This window comes from Hyphomonas sp. FCG-A18, assembly GCF_045287255.1.
Lineage (GTDB): Bacteria > Pseudomonadota > Alphaproteobacteria > Caulobacterales > Hyphomonadaceae > Henriciella.
The window spans coordinates 658416-676796 of record NZ_CP137142.1; the positions used below are offsets into that span (position 1 = coordinate 658416).

The 18381-nt window shown below is 54.8% G+C and carries 18 protein-coding genes; 12 read left to right on the top strand and 6 right to left on the bottom strand.

The features are described from left to right. Positions 1-12 precede the first annotated feature (12 nt). The 4 genes from RYZ27_RS03260 to RYZ27_RS03275 all read right to left on the bottom strand — a co-directional run bounded on the left by RYZ27_RS03260 (position 13) and on the right by RYZ27_RS03275 (position 2759). Positions 13-429 carry a hypothetical protein gene (locus RYZ27_RS03260; protein ID WP_406680927.1) on the bottom strand — a complete coding sequence of 139 codons (417 nt, stop codon included), beginning with the start codon at positions 427-429 and terminating at the stop codon, positions 13-15. A gap of 25 nt (positions 430-454) precedes the next feature. Next, the gene (locus RYZ27_RS03265) at positions 455-862 is read right to left on the bottom strand and encodes an ACT domain-containing protein (protein ID WP_406680928.1); all 408 of its coding nucleotides are present in this window, start codon (positions 860-862) and stop codon (positions 455-457) included. 3 nt (positions 863-865) lie between these two features. Further along, positions 866-2152 (bottom strand): phosphoribosylamine--glycine ligase, encoded by a 1287-nt coding sequence (gene purD, locus RYZ27_RS03270; protein WP_406680929.1) that lies wholly within the window; start codon positions 2150-2152, stop codon positions 866-868. Between the two features lie 91 nt (positions 2153-2243). Beyond that, positions 2244-2759, bottom strand: a complete 516-nt coding sequence (locus tag RYZ27_RS03275) for a DUF6653 family protein (protein ID WP_406680930.1) — start codon at positions 2757-2759, stop codon at positions 2244-2246. A 208-nt stretch (positions 2760-2967) separates the two neighbouring features. Between RYZ27_RS03275 and RYZ27_RS03280 the strand changes: the two genes are divergently transcribed. Then, a complete protein-coding gene (locus RYZ27_RS03280; RefSeq protein ID WP_406680931.1) occupies positions 2968-3291 on the top strand; it encodes a UrcA family protein in 324 nt (107 codons plus the stop codon). 55 nt (positions 3292-3346) lie between these two features. On the opposite strand, the gene RYZ27_RS03285 is transcribed toward RYZ27_RS03280, so the two are convergent. Together RYZ27_RS03285 and RYZ27_RS03290 are read right to left on the bottom strand one after the other, a co-directional pair. Further along, positions 3347-4183 carry a sterol desaturase family protein gene (locus RYZ27_RS03285; RefSeq protein ID WP_406680932.1) on the bottom strand — a complete coding sequence of 279 codons (837 nt, stop codon included), beginning with the start codon at positions 4181-4183 and terminating at the stop codon, positions 3347-3349. A 104-nt stretch (positions 4184-4287) separates the two neighbouring features. Beyond that, positions 4288-5379 (bottom strand): helix-turn-helix domain-containing protein, encoded by a 1092-nt coding sequence (locus RYZ27_RS03290; protein ID WP_406680933.1) that lies wholly within the window; start codon positions 5377-5379, stop codon positions 4288-4290. 97 nt (positions 5380-5476) lie between these two features. Between RYZ27_RS03290 and proS the strand changes: the two genes are divergently transcribed. The 11 genes from proS to dxr all read left to right on the top strand — a co-directional run bounded on the left by proS (position 5477) and on the right by dxr (position 18378). Beyond that, entirely contained in the window at positions 5477-6802 is a 1326-nt protein-coding gene (gene proS / locus RYZ27_RS03295; protein ID WP_406680934.1) for a proline--tRNA ligase, read from the top strand. Beyond that, positions 6803-8071, top strand: coding sequence for a lipoprotein-releasing ABC transporter permease subunit (locus RYZ27_RS03300; protein ID WP_406680935.1), 1269 nt, complete (start codon positions 6803-6805; stop codon positions 8069-8071). Further along, positions 8071-8760: an ABC transporter ATP-binding protein gene (locus tag RYZ27_RS03305; protein WP_406680936.1), complete on the top strand. Its 690-nt coding sequence runs from the start codon at positions 8071-8073 to the stop codon at positions 8758-8760. Before RYZ27_RS03300 ends, RYZ27_RS03305 begins: the two co-directional genes overlap by 1 nt. Positions 8761-8880: 120 nt before the next feature. Continuing rightward, the gene (gene dnaE / locus RYZ27_RS03310; protein WP_406680937.1) at positions 8881-12300 is read left to right on the top strand and encodes a DNA polymerase III subunit alpha; all 3420 of its coding nucleotides are present in this window, start codon (positions 8881-8883) and stop codon (positions 12298-12300) included. 148 nt (positions 12301-12448) lie between these two features. Then, positions 12449-13273, top strand: coding sequence for a 30S ribosomal protein S2 (gene rpsB, locus RYZ27_RS03315; RefSeq protein ID WP_406680938.1), 825 nt, complete (start codon positions 12449-12451; stop codon positions 13271-13273). Positions 13274-13300: 27 nt separating this feature from the next. Next, a complete protein-coding gene (gene tsf, locus RYZ27_RS03320; protein ID WP_406680939.1) occupies positions 13301-14200 on the top strand; it encodes a translation elongation factor Ts in 900 nt (299 codons plus the stop codon). 93 nt (positions 14201-14293) lie between these two features. Then, a complete protein-coding gene (pyrH, locus tag RYZ27_RS03325) occupies positions 14294-15034 on the top strand; it encodes a UMP kinase (RefSeq protein WP_406680940.1) in 741 nt (246 codons plus the stop codon). Between the two features lie 9 nt (positions 15035-15043). Further along, on the top strand, positions 15044-15598 hold the full coding sequence (gene frr, locus RYZ27_RS03330; protein ID WP_406680941.1) for a ribosome recycling factor: 555 nt from the start codon (positions 15044-15046) through the stop codon (positions 15596-15598). Next, positions 15598-16353, top strand: a complete 756-nt coding sequence (locus RYZ27_RS03335; RefSeq protein ID WP_406680942.1) for an isoprenyl transferase — start codon at positions 15598-15600, stop codon at positions 16351-16353. Before frr ends, RYZ27_RS03335 begins: the two co-directional genes overlap by 1 nt. Then, positions 16313-17173 (top strand): phosphatidate cytidylyltransferase, encoded by an 861-nt coding sequence (locus RYZ27_RS03340; RefSeq protein WP_406680943.1) that lies wholly within the window; start codon positions 16313-16315, stop codon positions 17171-17173. Before RYZ27_RS03335 ends, RYZ27_RS03340 begins: the two co-directional genes overlap by 41 nt. Beyond that, positions 17170-18378: a 1-deoxy-D-xylulose-5-phosphate reductoisomerase gene (gene dxr, locus RYZ27_RS03345; protein ID WP_406680944.1), complete on the top strand. Its 1209-nt coding sequence runs from the start codon at positions 17170-17172 to the stop codon at positions 18376-18378. The genes RYZ27_RS03340 and dxr overlap by 4 nt, the downstream gene beginning before the upstream one ends. Positions 18379-18381 lie beyond the last annotated feature (3 nt).

The window sequence follows — 18381 nt, forward strand, 5'->3', positions numbered from 1 at the left end:
GAGTCTGTTACATTAAGTTTGTGTCAGTTCGCCAATCAGTTCGACCCATTCAATTACCTCTTCTCCAACCCCTTCCTTGCGCAGGAATGCGGTGAAAGCAGGGATCAGTTCCTGAGGTGTGCCGCATTGTTTCACAGCGGCGTTCAGTTCAGGAAGGGTTCTGTCTTCGAAGTCGGCGGCTAGTGTTTTGAAATCCTCAATCATGGAGGGTATTTTCAAAGCCGTTAGCGGGCCAACGTCGCCATCTTCCAAAGTCTGCGCAAAAGACTTCAGGCTTTGCACTTCATTATAATTCGCCCGGGCGAAATCCGTCAGGATACGATCCGTCTTCCACTCAACCCATTCGGTTGTGCAGGGCTCAGGCTCTAGGCTTGCGCAAGCGGCGAGCATTGAGATGGATAGCGCGGCCAATAGAGTTTTTCGGATCATGAGACTTCCTCCCTCACCACAAGGGCTATGCGTTATTGGCGAGCTGTTCAAGCGCTGTGATGGCGGCCTCTGCTTTGTCTTCAGGAACAAAAACATGGTCATGATGATAGGCGGCCACGGCATTGCAGGGGATACTGGCTGCGCTGAGGGCTTTTGAAACCGCCGCAAGAAATCCAACCGCCTGCAAATCTGAATAGACACTGAGTTCGAGCCAGACCCAGCGATTGCTGGTCGGGGTCGCGTCAAGCGCTCTGGTGATCAGGCTGAGCCCCTCATCCTCATGAAACAGCATGGCAATGTCGCGAACATCGCGCAGGGAAATCAAGTCTGCCCAGCTTGAGGCCTCTGCTGGAATGGTTTCGAAGCGCCAGGTTCCCTCATGGCGCTTGACCTTGAGGGTCTTGAGCAGAGTCTCAAGGTCGCGCTCGGCCATCGTCTAGAGAGCTCTCCAGCCAATATCCTTGCGGAAGAAGCCTTCAGGCCAATTGATCTGATCAACGCCGCTATAGGCCGCGGAGACAGCGGTTTTGAGGTCTTCGCCTGTGGCTGTGACGCCCAGAACGCGACCGCCGTTTGCGATCAGTTTGCCGTCGCTGTCCTTGTCGGTTCCGGCTTGGAAGACGGTGACGTCCTCAAGGGCATTGGCCTGTTCAATCCCATCAATGATTGAGCCTTTGGGATAGCTGCCGGGATAACCGTCTGTTGCCATCACAACGGTTGCCGTAGGCTGGAAGTCCGACAGGCCCATCATCTCAGCGATTTGAGCGTGTGCTGTGACAAGCCCGCCTGTGGCGCAGATCAACAAGGCGGGTACGATGTCGCCGGGAAGCCCTGCCATCAGAACCTGACACTCAGGGTCGCCGAAGCGGGCATTGAACTCAACGACTTTAGGACCGCTTGGGGTTACCATGATACCGACATAGAGAACGCCCTGATAAGGCATGTCTTCTTCGGCCATACCATCGAGCATGGGTTCAACGATCAGGGTCTGAACCAGCTCCATAATGCGCGGGGTGACAACTGGGGCAGGGGCATAGGCACCCATGCCGCCAGTATTTGGGCCAGTGTCACCATCATAGGCGCGTTTGTGATCCTGCGCCGCGGGCAGGTAGAGTGCCCCTTCGCCATCAGTGAGGACGAAGATAGACGCTTCCTCGCCTTCCATGAATTCCTCAATGACGATTTCGCTGGAGGCATCCCCGAACTTGCCCGTCATCATGGCTTCGACTTCGTTCTCGGCCTCTTCAAGTGTCTGACAGATGACAACGCCTTTACCGGCGGCAAGGCCATCGGCTTTGATCACATAAGGGGCATCCATGGTTTCAAGGAAATCGAGCGCCTCGGTCAGATCGGTGAAGCGACCATATTTTGCGGTCGGTACGTCGAACTTGGCCATCATATCCTTGGAAAAGCCCTTGGAGCTTTCCAACTGCGCGGCTTTCTCGCTGGGCCCAAAGACATCAAAACCGCGCGCCCGCAAGGCATCAGACAGACCAGCAGCCAGAGGAGCCTCCGGGCCGATGACGATCAGGTCCGGCACGATTTGAAGGACCAGCTCCTGCATTTTTGACAAGTCTGTCGGGTCGACATCGAAGCATGGACCAATCTCGTCCATGCCTGGGTTTCCAGGCGCGCAAAAGACTTCATCCACCAATGGGGATTGTTTGATTTTCCAGGCCAGGGCGTGTTCGCGGCCACCCGATCCGATCACAAGTATTTTCATGGGTTGGCCATGTGGACCGATAGGCCCGTCGGATCAAGGGTTAACCTATGTCAAAGGGGTCAGGAAAACACGTTGTACCGTTGATCGTATTCTAAGCCGCGTCTTGTAACTGCTTAGAATATTGCGGATAAGCGTCTTTCATGTCGGCGAATAGCCAGACCATGCGGTCCAGAAACCAGAGCTTTGATCCAACAGTCACAACCAATCCGGCGAGCGCTGCCCAGGCATCAAACTGCCATAGGCCCCAGATGAGCGGTGGGATACCCAAGGCGGCTAGAGCGCTGAGTATAATAGCCCAGCGCGCATGGTGCTTTGGGATTGGGATCTTTTTGCGGTTCAGCCAGATACGCTCCCCGATAACCGCCTTCGACATCCAGTTTGAGATCCTCTCTGGCGCTGGAAACGCGCGAGGATTGAGCCAGACCCAAATCAGGAGCGTAATAATCGGGAGGAGGCACCACCAGCCGATCCAGGCGCGGGCCCAGATAGACAGGGCCAGCGCTGGAAGGGTCGGAACCCGTGTCCAGCCACTCCAGGCATTGGCGTGCTTTGCCCACACCTGATCATCCATGGCCATGCTTTTCTCGGTGACCTGTCCGAAATCCATATCTGTCTCCTGAGGCTTTATTGTTTAGTCGTGCAGGGGCCAGAAAAGGTTCAAGCTAAGCCAAACTTTAATTGTGTTGACCATTTCTTGATGATGGTCGCAAATGTGAATTTATCGTAATTCGATAATTTTCTCTTGCGCATACATGTGCATGTGTTACATATGTAGCGTCAAAGGTGGAAACGTAAAAGCTAGAAGGAATATAAATATGAAATCCTCTAAAACCATTGCTGGTCTTGCTGCTTTAGCTTTTCTGGTTGCCCCGATGGCTTCGGCTGGCAGTGTAGAGATCAATACAAAGCCTGTATCGCTGGCGGGACTTGATCTGAACTCTAAAGCTGGCGCTGAAATCGCGTTAAATAGGATTGAGAGCGCCGCCAAGGATGTCTGTGAGTATGATGATACGCGCTGGCTGCGAGCGTGGCGGAATGAAGCTTCTGCCTGTGTCGAAACCGCAATTGCAAAAGCGGTTTATGATCGTGGTCATAAAGGCCTGACGGCACATTACAAAGCCACACACAAGAATGGCTAATGGATGAGGCGGAATAAGCGAGGAGCATTATTCCGCCTTTCCCATTTACACGTCCCTACTCGGCGGGAGCAAAAGCGGCTTCTTGATGTGCGTGCTTTCTTTCACGTGCGCGATCTTCCTGATCCTCCAGGCGCTGAAGGTAATTTGCATGTTCTGTACCCATCCACCGGTCCCAGAGCGTGAAATATAGACCGAAATTTCCGTTGCCACGCTCATGATGCATATCATGGTGGGTCACGGTGGTGAGCCATCCGAGCACTGGCAGTTTGGCCCAGTGCCGTGGGAAAACCTCATAGCCGCAATGGCCAATGGCATTCTTGAAAATCATGATGGTCAGAACCGTATACAGCGCAATGCCATGTGTTGGGATCACCATCAAAGCGAGTGGAACATACAGATAGGATACAATCGCTTCTAATGGTGCGAAACTATAAGCGGTAAAGGGGGTTGGGTTATGTGAGCGATGATGGGTCATGTGGAAAAGCTTGTAGAGCTTTGGATGATGCATCGCTCGATGCGTCCAATAGAAGTAGGTGTCATGAAAGATGATAAGCAATGGCATTGAGAGCCAGAACCACACCAGACCATATTCGGAAATATCGTCATACTTCTTGAAAAGTCCTAGGTTCGCGGCCTCAAAAACCAGGATGTCCATCCCGACAAAGACGGCCATGGCGAAGAAGGAATTCTTTAGCTCCATCTGCACCTGTTTGATCTGACGTTGCCGAGGCAGGGGCTTTCGGATTCTGCGGTTTTCTAAAAGGCGACCAAGCAGGAGCCAAATAACAAAGAAGGTTGTCAGGGTCCCAAGCGCATAACGGATGCTTTCTGTCTGAAGGCCGCTCAAGATGCGCGGTCCCAGATACTCCGTGAAAAATGATGTAACTTCCATAGCTTAGCTCCTCGTTTGCGATGGAGCTGTTCAATCAGAGAACCTCGCAGGGCTCTCCTCATTTGCGAAAATGCAGGCAGGTTTTCAGAATTGAGAGGTGTTTTTTAGTTTTGCACAGCTTTCTCCAGAGCCGCTGCGCGATAGGCGCTTGGTGTCTGCCCTGTATCTGCCTTGAAAGCGCGATTGAAGGTCGCCAGTGAGGCATAGCCTGCGTCGAGAGCAATTGTCAGAATGGATGTTCGCGCCTGTACTGGATCAGCTAAGGCTGTCTTGGCTTCGGCTAAACGATACTGGTTTAGGAAAGTCGCAAAATTGCGATGACCAAGCCCTTTATTGATGAGTGCACGCAATTGATGTTCTGGGATTTGCAGCTTGCTTGCGAGGCCACCAATGCTCAGACCATGCTCGCGGTAGAGCTTTTCAGTGTCCATGGCGCTGGTCAGGCGCTGATGTAGAGCATGATCCTTTGGAGCGATTATAGCGGGGGCTTTTGCGGTCTTGGTTGCAGGCTCAAACAGAAGAAATTCTGCTCTGAAATTCATGAACCAGTATGTGCCATAGGCAATAACTGGAAGAGCAAGGGCAACCCGACTGCTTGAAAGCCAGTCAGGGTCACTGTTGTCTCCTGTCAGCGCCGTATAGGTTGCCTCACCGCCAACAATCAGAAGGCTTGCTATCGCCGTTCCAATCGTAAACCACAGGCGGGTTCTTCGCCGCGTTTCTATAAGATCGTCACTCCGGCCGGCTAAAGCTGTCCAAAGCAGATGCGCAATCATCGCAAACGAGACCGCGCGAATGATGACATCAAAGATAAGGGGAGTGTTGGTTTCGCCAGATAGATACATCAGGCGCATTGGCAACCCGACAATAAGATAAATACCAAGCCCTGCCCAATGCAGTCTGTTCAGGCGAAAATCATCCTCAAACAAGGACAGGGCAAACCACCAGATGAAAACGATGTTCACGAGATCAATGGTGCGCAATGCAAAATAGATTGGCTTTGGGGGTAGCAATATATCGGGGGCTGTTGTCATCAGCATCGATCCCAAGGTCACACAGACAAGGATCAGGATACGTCCCTGAATTAGGTGCCGCGCATCACGCAGACTGAAAACCGCGATAGCGAACAGCAGGGTTACGGCTGAAAACCGCATCAGGGCATCAAGGAATAACATGGCTTTTAGGGATGCCTGCATTTGTGTCGGCGTCAAGCGCAGCACTTGCCCCTAGCCAAGCATTGCAGTTCTCAATAACAGGAATTGTAAGTCAAAATTTGAGTGAAAAGAGACGCGTATGCGCCTGTCCCGTTATTTTATTCCTGTATCCAAGGATGTGCCCGCTGATGCGGTTGTTGCCAGCCATAAGCTGATGCTGCGCACTGGTATGATCCGGCAAAGTGCAGCGGGGATTTACTCGTGGTTGCCGCTCGGCTTTCGGGTTCTGAAAAAGATCGAACAGATCGTTCGTGAAGAGATGGATCGCGCGGGCGCGATCGAGATGCTGATGCCGACTTTGCAGTCAGCAGATCTCTGGCAGGAAAGCGGGCGCTATGATGCCTATGGCCCAGAAATGCTGCGGATTACCGATCGGCATGAGCGCGGACTACTATATGGGCCAACCAATGAAGAGATGATCACCGATGTCTTCCGCTCATACGTAAAGAGCTACAAGGCGCTGCCGCTTAACCTCTATCATCAGCAATGGAAGTTTCGCGATGAGATCCGCCCACGCTTTGGTGTGATGCGCGGACGCGAATTCCTGATGAAGGATGCTTATAGTTTCGATCTTGATGAGGCGGCTGCGCGGGTGTCTTATCAGAAAATGTTCGCGGCCTATCTGAATACGTTTGCGCGGATGGGGATTACGGCCATCCCGATGCAGGCTGACCCAGGGCCAATTGGTGGTGACCTGAGCCATGAATTCCTAATCCTTGCCGATAGCGGTGAAAGCGCGGTCTTCTGTGACAAGGCGGTTCTTGATGTTCCCCCGCCCGGTGCCGGTTTTGACTTTGAGGACAAAGCTGCGCTCGCTGAAGAGATGGACAAGCGTACGCGCTATTATGCGGCGACGGATGAGAAACATGATGAGGCCGCATGGGCGCAAGTGCCTGAAGATCGGCGCGTTGAAGCGCGCGGAATTGAAGTCGGCCACATTTTCTACTTCGGCACCAAGTATTCTGACCCAATGAATGCTGAGGTGCAGACGGCTGACGGCGATCTCGTCACCATCCATGGCGGTTCCTATGGCATTGGCGTTTCGCGCTGTGTCGCGTCTATCATTGAGGCGAGCCATGATAAGAATGGCATTATCTGGCCCGATGAAGTCGCGCCATTCGGAGCCGGTATCATCTCTATGAAGCCGGACGATGAAAGTGTCGCGGCAGTGGCGGATGAAACCTATGCAAAGCTGCTCGCAGCAGGAAAAGACCCGCTTTACGATGAGACAGCTGACCGGGCCGGACCAAAATTTGCGCGTATGGAGCTGATCGGGCTGCCGTGGCAGGTCACGGTTGGTCCGCGCGGTGTAAAAAGCGGTACAGTTGAGCTGAAACGCCGTGCGACAGGTGAAAAAGAAGACCTGTCTCTGGAAAGCGCTCTTAACAAAGTGATTGGCGGCTAGATGGCCGGAACCACGCCCTTCGGAACGTTTGAGCGGACGCTGGCTTGGCGCTATTTGCGGGCAAAGCGGAGCCAGGGTGGGGTCAGCCTGATTTCAATCATTTCCTTTATCGGGATTATGCTGGCAGTGACGGCATTGATCGTCATCATGTCGGTGATGAGTGGTTTCCGCTCCACTCTGCTTAATGCGCTTCTGGGGGGGCAGGGGCATGTCTTTGTCTCTGTTGCCAGTCTTGATGATGAGGGCGCGAATGAGCTGGCGCTACGCCTGACCGAGATTGATGGCGTGATGAGTGTGTCGCCCATTATCGAAGAACAGGTTCTCGCGAGCAGTGAGTATGCTAAGACAGGGGCTGTCGTGCGCGGGGTTCGGGTCGATGATCTCGATAATCTTCCTTATCTGGAAGGGGGCGCTGAAGCTGCCCGTGCGGCTGGGTTCGGTGAGGGGCGAAATGGCGGCGATACGATCCTGATAGGCGCTTTTCTGGCCGCCGATCTCGGGCTGACGGAAGGGGACCGCGTAACCTTGATTGCCCCTGAAGGCACAAAAGGGCCGTTTGGGGTGACGCCTCGTTCGAAGAGCTACCGGATTGGCAAGCTTTTCCAAACCGGAAGTGTCGAACTCGATAAACTCTATATCCTGATGCCGATGCCGCAGGCACAGCTGTTTTTCAACAAACGCAATGCCTATGAATTGCTCGACATGCGGATCGAAGACCCGATGCAGACGGAGCCTGTGGTTCAGGCGGTCAATCAATCGGTTGGATATGCTTTCTATGTCGAGGATTGGAAGCGCCAACGCGCAGCTTACTTTGGCGCGCTGAATGTTGAGCGCGGCATGATGCGGATCATCATGCTGATCCTGATTACGATTACGGCCCTGAACATCATTACGGGTGTGGTGATGCTGGTGAAGAATAAGGCGCGCGATATTGCAATCTTGCGGACGATTGGCACCTCGCGAGGGTCGATCATGCGCGTGTTCGTGATGGTTGGAGCGATCCTTGGCTTGACCGGGGCTTTAATCGGCCTTCTGCTCGGTGTCACAATCATCCTGAACCTGGGCGATATTGAAAATGCCTTGCGTTCGGTCGGGATTGAGATCTTCCCACCTGACGTATACGGCCTTGATGGTTTGCCCGCAGAATTGAACTGGGGTGAGGCAATCTTCACCACACTTTGGGCCATGAGCATGTCAGTTCTCGTCACGCTATGGCCAGCCTGGTCTGCGGCCAAGATGGACCCGGTCGAAGCCCTGAGGTTTGAGTGATGACAGCGGTTCTGGAACTAAAACAGATTGTACGGGAGTATCGCTCAGCCGCTGGCGTGCTGCGCGTGCTTGATGGCGCGGACCTAACTCTGAACCGGGGTGAGCTTGTCGGCCTGGTCGGGCCGTCTGGTTCGGGCAAGTCCACATTATTGCATACGGCGGGTCTGTTGGAGAAAGCCGAGGGCGGACAAGTTCTGCTGGAAGGCGAAGACTGTATGGCGCTGAATGAGGCAGGCCGGACACGCCTGCGCCGTGAAAAGCTCGGCTTCGTCTACCAGTTCCATCACTTGCTGCCCGAGTTTAATGCCCGCGATAATATTGCGATGCCGCTGATGGTCGGTGGTGTCTCGCGCAAGGCCGCGCGCCAGAAGGCTGAGACACTCTTGGCTGAAATGGGGCTGGCAGAGCGCGCTGATCATCAGCCGGGGCAGATGTCGGGTGGCGAGCAGCAACGCGTGGCAATCGCGCGCGCTTTGGCCAATGATCCGCGCCTCGTAATTGCTGATGAGCCGACCGGGAATCTCGACCCTGAAACCACAGAACGCGTCTTTGCCAGCCTGATCCGAATGGCGCGCAGCGAAGGGGCGGCTGTCTTGGTCGCGACCCATAATATGGCGCTGATCCGGCATATGGACCGGGTTCTCACCCTGAAAGATGGGAAACTCACAGACTTTTCCCAAGAAGGCTAAAGTTCTTCTTTTGTTCTTTTATGGTTTGTGCTACAGCTAAGCCTGAGAGGACATGCGGGGCTGGTTCGTTGAGACGGAATCGGCGTTTTGTCTAAGCAGTTCTGTGGCGGAGGTTAAAGCATGGCGGATAGCCCATTTGTGCATCTGGCGGTTCGAACCAGCTTTTCCCTGCTGGAAAGCATGATCGGAACGAAAACCTTGACCGCATGGTGTGTCGAGCAGGGTATGCCCGCTGTGGCGGTGACTGATCATAACAACATGTTTGGCGCGCTTGAATTGTCCGAGGCTCTCGCGGGCGCGGGTGTGCAGCCGATCATGGCGGTCTGTTTTGACGTGACTGATGGCGCCCATGATGAAACGATTTCGCGGTTATCCCTTTATGCCCAGAATGAGACTGGCTATGAGCGGCTGATGGCGCTCTCGTCTTATGCCTATCTTGATGCAGAAGACGGCGTGCCGCGCATTCACAAGAAGTATCTGTCTGAGAAAACCGATGGCCTGATTGCCCTGACTGGCGGCGCTGAGGGCGAGGTCGCTCGCCATGTCTTGCGCGGTAAGATAGACTTGGCCGAAGCAGCACTAAAGGAGCTTGCGGAGGCCTTTCCTGGACGATGTTATGTTGAGATTACGCGTCATGGTACCCCTGATGAGGTCGCCAGTGAACCGGGTCTGCTACAGCTCGCCTATGATCTGAACCTGCCCATTGTCGCGACCCATGATGCCCGTTTCTTGAAAGCGGGTGATGCCGAAGCTCATGATGCGATGATGTGTATCGCCAATGGGGCCTATCTTGGACAGGATGATCGCCCGCAAGTGGCTTCTGAGCAGTACCTCAAGACCGCGGATGAGATGCGCGTCCTGTTTGCTGATTTGCCAGAGGCGATTGAGACGACGGCTGAAATTGCCCGCCGCTGCGCCGTACGATCCCACAAGCGCAGCCCGATCCTGCCCCATTTCGGGGATGGTTCCCGGTCTGAGCTGGAAGAGCTGACCTTGCAGGCAAAGGAGGGCCTTGAGGCGCGCCTTGAGGCGGCGCCAAAACTCTATGCGGACCGCGAAACCTATTTTGAACGGCTTGATTATGAGCTTGGGATTATCGGGAATATGGGTTTTCCCGGCTACTTCCTGATCGTTTCTGACTTTATCAAATGGGCGAAGGAGCAGGATATTCCGGTTGGGCCGGGACGGGGGTCTGGTGCGGGATCTCTGGTCGCCTGGGTGTTGACCATTACCGACCTTGATCCTTTACGCTTTGACCTCCTGTTCGAGCGGTTCCTCAACCCGGAACGGGTTTCCATGCCAGACTTTGATATCGATTTCTGTCAGGAACGGCGCGGCGAAGTCATTCGCTATGTCCGCGATAAGTATGGCGCGGAATCCGTTGCGATGATTATCACCTTCGGAACCTTGCAGGCGAAGGCTGTGGTCCGTGACGTCGGCCGGGTCATGCAGATGCCTTACGGTCAGGTTGATCGACTGGCCAAGCTCATCCCGTTTAACCCGGCTAATCCACCCAAGCTGAAAGATGCGATCCTCGACGAACCCAAGTTTGATGAGGAGAAGGATAAAGATCCGCGCGTTGGCGAACTGCTTGATACGGCTCTGGCGCTTGAGGGCATGTATCGGAACGCGGGAACCCACGCAGCGGGGGTGGTGATTGGTGACCGCCCATTGACCGAACTGGTCCCCCTTTACAATGACCCTCGCGCTGACCTTCCGGCCACACAGTTCAATATGAAATGGGCAGAGTCTGCGGGTCTCGTAAAGTTTGACTTTTTGGGCCTGAAAACCCTGACCGTGATTGATCGGGCATTGAAGTTTATTCGACGTGACGGGCAGGATGTTAGTCCGGCATGGTATAGTCTCGATGATCCGGCGACTTATGAGCTGATGGCGTCGGGTAACACTTTGGGTGTGTTCCAGCTCGAAGGGCAGGGCATGCGCGATACGCTGCGCAAGGTGAAGCCTGGCAATCTGGAAGACGTGATCGCGATCATCTCGCTTTATCGACCGGGGCCAATGGACAATATTCCTGTCTATGTCGCAGGGAAGGAAGACCCCAAGACGATCAAGTATCAGCATCCTGATCTCGAGCCGATCCTGGAGGCCACCTATGGCGTGCCGGTCTATCAGGAACAGGTGATGCGGATGGCGCAGGAAATTGCTGGTTATTCGCTTGGTGAAGCCGACCTGTTGCGCCGCGCCATGGGTAAGAAAAAACTTGAAGAAATGGTCGCCCAGCGTGAGCGCTTCCTCAAAGGTGCGAATGAGTTGAAGGGCATTGAGGCCCCGCTTGCCAACGAAATTTTCGACACGATGGAGAAGTTCGCGGGCTACGGTTTCAACAAATCCCACGCGGCGGCCTATGCCTTGATCGGCTACCATACCGCCTATCTCAAACAGCATTTCCCTGTTGCGTTCCTGGCTGCCTCGATGAGCCTCGACCTGCACAATACAGATAAGCTTGCAGCTTTCTTCCAGGAAGCAAAGCGTTTGGACATTCCGATGATTGCCCCGGATGTGAATGTTTCATCCGCAGATTTTGATGTGCGCGGTGATGCGGTTGTGTATGCGCTTGGTGCCCTCAAAGGTGTTGGCCCGGAAGCCATGAAGATGGTTGTGGCCGAGCGCGAACAGAATGGCGCGTATAAAGACCTTCACGATTTTGCTGAACGGGTTGATCCAAAGGACGTCAACAAGAAGTGTATTGAACAGCTTTCAAAGGCTGGCGGGTTTGATGCGTTAGAAACTAATCGCGCCCGCGTGCTTGCGGCCGCCCCGACCTTATCTGCGGCGTGTGCTGCAGCCGCAGAAGATCGCGCGGGTGGGCAGGGTGGCCTATTTGGTGAGGCTGAACCCGCAATGCGGGCAACACTGCCGCAGGTTAGTCCGTGGAATATGCAAGACAAACTTGATGCAGAGTTTGCTGCGATTGGTTTTTACTTCTCTGGGCACCCGCTTGATGATGTCCTGGAAACCCTTGAACCTGGCCGCGTGACACTGGCGATGGATATTGCCGATACGGCCCGTGGCAAGACCAGTCTTGAATTGATTGGTGTGGTGCGCCAGCGCGCAGAGAAACCGGCGCGCAATGGGGGTAAATTTGCGTTCCTGACCTTGTCGGATCCAACCGGCGAGATTGAGCTTATGGTGATGCCGGAAACTCTTATGGAAGTGCGCGAACAGATTGCGGTTGGGCAATCCGTTGCGATCACCGCTGAGGTCCGCTTCAAGGATGATGATATGCGTTTGTCCTTGAAAAAGGTACAGCCCATCGAGCAGGCCAGAATTGCCAAAAAGGCTTCCGCGCTTTGTGTTCGTCTTGAGCAGGGGGCCGACATTGCCCAACTCGCCGGGATTGCAGCGCGTCTTAAAAGCAGTCCGGGACCAGAGCGCGGCGCCATCCATGTTTATCTGCCGGTTGAGAATGGGGCATCGGTGACACTGCGCTTGCCTGACACCTATGCGACAGGGCTTGAAGCCTTGCGGGCGCTTAAGTCTGCTCCAGGCGTTGCCCGCGTGGATCAGGAAGCGGCTTAAGCGGGCTGAAAGCAGCCTGTTGCGGCAAAGCTCAAAATCTGTATAAGCGCGGCTTCAACCCCCGATGCGCGGACCATCCGGTGTTGAGGTCTCACCGTGAGGCTTCGATTACGGTCCGTGCCGGATAACCGGATGAAGGAAAATTGATATGGCATTGCCAGAATTCACCATGCGTGAGCTGCTTGAAGCAGGTGTACACTTCGGCCACCAGACCCACCGCTGGAACCCGAAGATGAAACAATACATCTATGGCGCGCGCTCAGGCATTCACATTCTCGACCTCTCAAAGACTGTTCCACTGCTTCACCAAGCACTGGTTAAGGTACGCGATACGGTTGCCAAGGGCGGACGGGTTTTGTTCGTGGGTACCAAGCGTCAGGCCGCTGAGCCGATTGCTGAAGCCGCACAGCGCTGCGCGCAGTACTATATGAACTTCCGTTGGCTTGGCGGTACGCTGACCAACTGGGCAACCGTTTCCAAGTCGATCAAGCGCCTGCGTGAGCTGGAAGAGCTGCTGGCCGACAAGGACCAGTCTGGTCTGACCAAGAAAGAGTTGCTCAACCTTGACCGCGAAAAAGATAAGTTGGACAAGGCGCTGGGCGGTATCGCCAATATGGGCGGCCTGCCGGACCTGATCTTTATCGTCGACACAAACAAAGAGTCGATCGCCATTCAGGAAGCCCGCAAGCTGGGTATCCCGGTTGTCGCGGTTGTTGATACAAACTGTGATCCAGAAGCGGCTGATTTCCCATTCCCGGGTAATGATGATGCGGTTCGTGCGATCTCGCTCTACTGTAACCTGGTTGCTGACGCTGTCCTTGATGGTCTGGCCGAATCTTCTGGTGCGCTGGGCATTGATCTTGGTGACGCAGAAGATATTGATGCGCTCGTCGAAGCGGATTTGGCGGCAGCAGATGCTGTAGCAGAAGACGCAGCGGCTGAGACTGCAACAGAAGAAAAAACCGAAGCTTAAACGACCTTTTCACGGAAGGAATTCCCGATGGCTCAGATTACTGCTGCCCTCGTCAAAGGCCTGCGCGACCGCACTGGCGCCGGCATGATGGATGCTAAAAAAGCGCTTGTCGAAAGCGATGGCGACATGGAAGCCGCTGTTGACTGGCTGCGCGCCAAAGGCCTGTCCAAGGCCGCCAAGAAGTCTGGCCGTACAGCGGCAGACGGTCTGGTTGCCGCTGTTGTCTCTGACGATGGCAAGACCGGCGCTTTGGTTGAAATCAATGCCGAGACAGACTTCGTTGCCCGTAACGAGAAGTTCCAGGCTGCTGTGCGTGACGTTGCAGGCATCGCCCTAACAACTGACGGCACCACTGAAGCGCTCGCTGGCGCGCCTTCACCAGACGGCGAAGGCACTGTTGCTGACATGATCACGCGTCTTGTTGCGGTGATTGGTGAGAACATGGCTCTGCGCCGTGCTGAGCAAGTCAAGGCTGACACAGTTGCGTCCTATATTCACGGCGCTGAAGCTGAAGGTATGGGCAAGATTGGTGTTCTGGTTGCGCTGAACGGTTCTGGTGACCTGAGCGATGCAGGCCGTAAGGTTGCAATGCACATCGCTGCGATGTCACCAGCGGCTGCGTCTGTTGATGATCTGGATCAGGCTCTGGTTGAGCGTGAGCGTCAGGTTCTGACTGAGCAGGCTGAAGAAAGCGGCAAGCCAGCCGACGTCATTGAGAAAATGATCGAAGGCCGGATCAAGAAATTCTACAAGGAAGTTGTCCTTGTAGAGCAGGCTTTCGTCATGAACCCTGACCAGACTGTTGGTGCCTTCCTGAAGGATGCTGGCGCTGAGCTGGTTGGCTTCAAGATGTTCAAACTGGGTGATGGCATTGAGAAGGCTGAAGACGATTTCGCAGCCGAAGTTGCCTCTATGACCAACAGCTAATTGGCTGAAAATTGAAGTTCAGGTTCCCGGCTACCCATGACAGGTGGCCGGGAATCTTTTATGCGCGATAGAAATCAGCGGGAGTGACGTGTCATGGCAGGCGAAGATGATGGCAAGAGTGACCTAAAATACAAACGGGTCTTGTTGAAAATCTCTGGTGAGGCCCTGATGGGGGACACGGAATACGGCATTGATATGCCGACCTGCTTGAAGTTTGCCGAAGAGATCAAAGCCGCGCGGGATGAGGGGGCTGAGATTTGCCTTGTTATCGGTGGCGGAAACATCTTCCGCGGCCTTGCTGGCGCAGCCAATGGTATGGAACGTGCGCAAGCGGATTCCATGGGCATGCTGGCAACCATTATGAATGCTTTGGCGATGCAGAATGCGCTGGAGACCATTGGGGTTCCAACCCGTGTGCAGTCCGGCTTGCGTATGGATGAGGTCGCCGAGCCGTTTATTCGCCGGCGCGCCATCCGCCACATGGAGAAAGGCCGCGTGGTTATTTTCGCAGCCGGTACGGGTAACCCGTATTTCACAACTGATACTGGTGCCGCATTACGGGCAGCTGAAATGAATTGTGAAGCCATGCTAAAGGGGACGCAGGTGGACGGGGTTTATTCCGCAGACCCAAAGACCAATCCGGATGCACAGCGTTATGACACGCTGGATTATCAGGATGTTCTGGCCCGAAACCTGCGTGTCATGGATGCGTCCGCTGTGAGCCTTATGCGTGACACAAACATACCGATTGTGGTTTTCTCCCTGCACAATAAAGGTGCATTACAAAGCGTGCTAAAGGGCGAGGGTCCAAGCACAGTGATTTCGGCAGAGTGAGGCCAGACAATGAGTTACGATAAAAAAGATCTTGAACGGCGTATGGATGGGGCGATTAACTCGCTCCAGTCTGAATTACAGGGACTGCGTACTGGCCGTGCCTCTATCAACTTGCTCGATACCGTACAGGTTCCGGCATACGGCTCGAATGTACCGATGAACCAGGTTGGTTCTGTCACGGTCATGGATTCGCGCATGTTGGCGGTGAACATCTGGGACAAGGGTCTGGTCGGTGCTGCTGACCGCGCGATCCGCGATGCGGGCCTTGGATTGAACCCGGTTGTTGATGGGCAGAACCTGCGGATTCCGATCCCGCCGCTGAACGAAGAACGCCGGGTTGAGCTGACGAAAGTCGCAGGCAAATATGCTGAATCTGCGCGTATTGCGGTTCGCAATGTTCGCCGCGATGGCATGGATGCGATCAAGAAAATGGAAAAAGATGGCGAGATCAGCGAAGATGAGCTCAAGCGTCTTTCTGATGAAGTCCAGAAATTGACCGATACTTTTGTGAAACAGGTCGATGAGACCCTGAAAGCAAAAGAAGAGGAGATTATGCAGGTCTAATGTCTGCTGCGCCTGCCCCTACAGCCAGTAATGGCGATGATGTGAGCCGTCCTGGCCATGTTGCCATCATCATGGATGGCAATGGTCGGTGGGCGACCTCGCGAGGGTTGCCCCGGGCGGTTGGACATGAGCGCGGTGTTGAAGCATTACGGCGAACTGTTGAGGCCGCGCAAAAGCTCGGCTTGGAAACGCTGACCGTGTTTTCCTTTTCGACGGAGAATTGGCGGCGCCCGGCGTCTGAGGTCAGCGCCTTGTTTGGGCTCCTCAAGGCGTATGTGAAACGTGATCTTGATCGACTTACTCGTGAAGGGGTCCGTATCCGTGTGCTCGGAACACGGGCCGGATTACCAGCGGATATTCTGGCCTTGGTTGAGCGTGCCGAGCAGAGAACGCGAGATAATGCAAAGTTCAATCTCTGTATTGCCTTCAACTATGGTGGGCGTGAGGAGCTTGTCCGGGCCGCGCAAGCCGCTATCAAGGCCGGGTTGGAGGGAAAGCTAGACCCTGACAGTTTGAACGAAGATACGTTTGAGCAGTTTCTGGATACGTCTGATTTGCCTGACCCGGACCTCCTGATCCGAACCAGCGGTGAATCCCGTTTGAGCAATTTCCTGATTTGGCAGGCGGCTTATACAGAGCTTGTTTTCATGGACGTCCTGTGGCCCGATTTTGGTGAGTCGCATCTGCGTGAGGCGATTGAAACATATATGGCACGTGAGCGTCGGTTCGGCGGTCTTGCCTCAGGAGCAGCCTGAAGTCATGGCCACAGCGCCTGTGCAACGCAGTCAGGGTGATCTTGCACTGCGTCTCGTTTCAGCAGCGATCCTGATACCCTTCGGCCTGTTCGTCGTCTGGCGAGGCGGCGCGTGGCTTGGTGTTGGTTGCGTCTTGTTTGCTTTGGCGATGGCTTATGAATGGGTGCGGATGAGCGCATCACCATTGATGAAATCCTTCCTGCCTTTAGCCATCTTGCCTGTCCTGCTGGCTGTTTTGATTGGCCCTTTGATTGGTTTGGGCGCTTTGATCATGTGCGCTGTGTTGGCCGGAGGTCTGCATCCGCTGGCGCGTGAAAGAATGGCGTCCAGCTTCGGCCTCGCCTATGTCAGCGGTATGCCTATGGCGCTCTATCTGTTGCGCGAAGGGCAATGGGATGGTGCTGCGGCAGCTCTTATTGTTATGGCCATGGTTTGGGGGTCGGACTCTGCAGCCTACTTTTCAGGTCGCGGTTTTGGCGGCCCGCCTTTGACGCCGGAATCCCCGTCAAAGACGTGGAGTGGGGCGGTTGGGGCTGTGATTTTTACGACGCTTTGCGGGGCTTTGGCGGCGCGGATTACGGGGGGGAGTCTGCCAGTCTGGCTGATTGTAGGGTTCCTGATCTCAGTATTTGCGCAAATGGGCGATTTGGTCGAGAGTCGGATCAAGCGGCGTTATGGGGTTAAGGATGCTAGCGGTTTAATCCCTGGACATGGTGGGGTTATGGACCGCGTGGATGGTTTAGGAATTGTCTGTGTTGTGACGGTTATCATGTTGTATTTGTTGCCTTTTTTGGCCCGCTATCTAGGGCTTGATGGATGAGCGAGCCACGCCGCATAACGATTATCGGGTCGACTGGCTCCATCGGACAATCGGCTATTTCTGTGATCCGGCACGCCAATCAGGTTGCGGGCTATCCGGTCTACGAGGTCGATACACTGGTTGCCGGAAGCGATGTTGAAACGCTGGCGGAGCAGGCTGTTTTAGTAGGGGCGAAGCGGGTCGTCGTGGCGGCTGAAGGGAGACATAAGGCGCTTGAGGGGCTGCTCGAAGGGACATCTATCGAAACGGCCAGCGGGGAAGAGGCTGTTTGCGATGCCGCGCGCCGCCCAGTGGACCGAGTCTTGGCTGCTGTTGTTGGCATTGCTGGATTGCCATCAACATTTGCCGCGATTGAAGCGGGCAACTCCGTCGCGCTGGCCAATAAGGAAAGCATGGTCTGCGCTGGGCCGCTTCTCAAGCGGTTCGCCGAAGGCAAAGGCGTCGCCATCGTTCCGACCGACAGCGAGCATAATGCGATGTTTCAGGTCATGGAACGACGCGAGGATGTTGAGCGCCTTATCCTGACAGCATCGGGTGGGCCATTCCGGGAGACACCGCTTCAGCAATTGCGCGATATGACCCCAGAGCACGCTTTGGCGCATCCGCGCTGGGATATGGGGCAGAAGATATCGGTCGATAGCGCCACCTTGTTCAATAAGGGCCTGGAACTGATCGAGGCGGCGTATCTGTTCGATATGCCGGAGGATATGATTGATGTGGTGGTTCATCCCCAATCGATTGTCCACTCACTGGTTGAGTATCGGGATGGCTCGGTTCTGGCACAGATGGGTGAGCCGGATATGCGGACCCCGATTGCCCATGCCTTAAGCTGGCCGGAGCGGCGCCAGCCCGGGCCAGCAAAGCGGCTGAATCTTCCGGCTTTGGCCAGGCTTGATTTTGAGGCTCCCGATACCGAACGCTTCCCAGCGATTAACCTGTGCCGCGAGGTCTTGCGGATGGGCGGCGGCGCACCAACGGTATTAAATTGTGCTAACGAAGCCGCGGTAGCTGCATTTCTTGCGGGCCAATGTCGTTTTCCCGACATAAGCTGGGTTGTCGCAGAAGCGCTTGAGCGGTTTTGTACCAAGACACAGGTGTCAGAACCATTAGACAGTGTAGAGGCTGTCATGGCATTGGACACGGAAGCGAGGCAATTGGTGCGGGCGCTTGTGAGAGAAGCGGCGGTACGCCACGAGGGAGTGTAAAGC